The sequence below is a fragment of the Mycobacterium sp. E3339 genome (assembly GCF_001666915.1).
Lineage (GTDB): Bacteria > Actinomycetota > Actinomycetes > Mycobacteriales > Mycobacteriaceae > Mycobacterium.
Map to the genome: position 1 here is coordinate 1 of NZ_LZIZ01000168.1, position 1,325 is coordinate 1,325.

Genomic DNA, 1,325 nt, shown 5'->3' on the forward strand with positions numbered 1-1,325 from the left:
AGCGGCACCCACGCCGGTGCCGGCCCCCGATACGGATTCCGCCCCACCGTCATGGCCCGACCCCCCTTCGCCGGATAGCCGCCGGTTTCTCTCAGCACCGCCGGAACACGCTTTAGCGCGCGAAAAGTGCCGCGCTAAAGCGTGTTTCGCTATCCGGCGACGAATCGGGCATGCGGCGGCGGCGTGCCCGGTCCGGGCCGGCTCGCAGCGTCGCCATGATGAACGCGGCGCGGGCCTTTTTCTGCGACCGGATTTTTAACCCGCCCCGAGGCTGACGCGCCCGGACCTTCGCGGGGCCGAGAATGGGCGGCGATCCGCCCGGCGTCCCGTTCCCGCAGGTAGGCGGGCGGCCCGCCACCGCGCGCATCCGCCCGGCGTCTCGTCGGCCACGCTCCCCGCCGCCCAGCGAAGGGCATGGTTGCCTTCCTGCCGGCCGCTCGCCGCCAGCGCCGCCGTCTCGCGGCGATCTAGCCTTCGCAAACGAGCGAATTCGCTTGAAACCAGCCAGCCAGACCACTCGCGAGGGAAACACATGTCGTTCGAACCGGGCGGTTCGTCAGGTGTTTGACTTCGGGGCGTTACCGCCGGAGGTGAATTCCGGGCGGATGTATGCGGGTCCGGGTTCGGGGTCGTTGATGGCGGCCTCGGCGGCGTGGGATGAGGTGGCCGCGGAGTTGGCGACGGCGGCCAGTGGGTATGGCTCGGTGGTTTCGGAGTTGACCAGTGGGCCGTGGGTGGGTCCGGCGTCGGCGTCGATGGTGGCCGCGGTGGTGCCGTTTGTGAGTTGGCTCTCGGCGATGTCGGGGTTGGCCGAGGAGACGGCCAGTCAGGGTCGGGCGGCCGCGGCGGCGTTTGAGGCGGCGTTTGCGATGACGGTGCCGCCGCCGGTGATTGCGGCGAATCGGGTGTTGTTGGCGACGTTGGTCGCGACGAACTTTTTTGGTCAGAACACCCCGGCGATCATGGCGACCGAGGCTCAGTACATGGAGATGTGGGCCCAGGACGCGGCGGCGATGTATGGGTATGCGGCGGCCTCGGCCACGGCCTCGGAGTTGACCCCGTTTGCCGCGCCGCCCAACACGACCACGCCTGATGGGTTGGCCGATCAGGCGTTGGCGGTGAGCCAGGCGGCCACTCAGCCGGCGGGCAACACCGCCCAGACGGTGGCCTCCAACGCCACCCAGGTCGCCGCGCTGGCACCGCAAGCCGCCGCCGTGCAGCAGGCCAGCACCGCCGCGACGACACCGCCCGGGCCGTTCACCTGGCTGACCAGCGCCATCCAGAACTTCCTGCAAAGCGGGTTGCCCACCCCCACGAACAACTAC

At 69.9% G+C, this 1,325-nt stretch carries 1 protein-coding gene and 1 pseudogene; both read left to right on the forward strand.

Annotated elements, in window-relative coordinates:
• Positions 1 to 78: pseudogene (locus A5702_RS26395) on the forward strand (hypothetical protein); the annotation flags it as partial.
• Between the two features lie 482 nt (positions 79 to 560).
• Positions 561 to 1,325 (forward strand): PPE family protein (locus A5702_RS15460; RefSeq protein ID WP_156371897.1); only part of this gene is annotated, 765 nt, incomplete at its 3' end.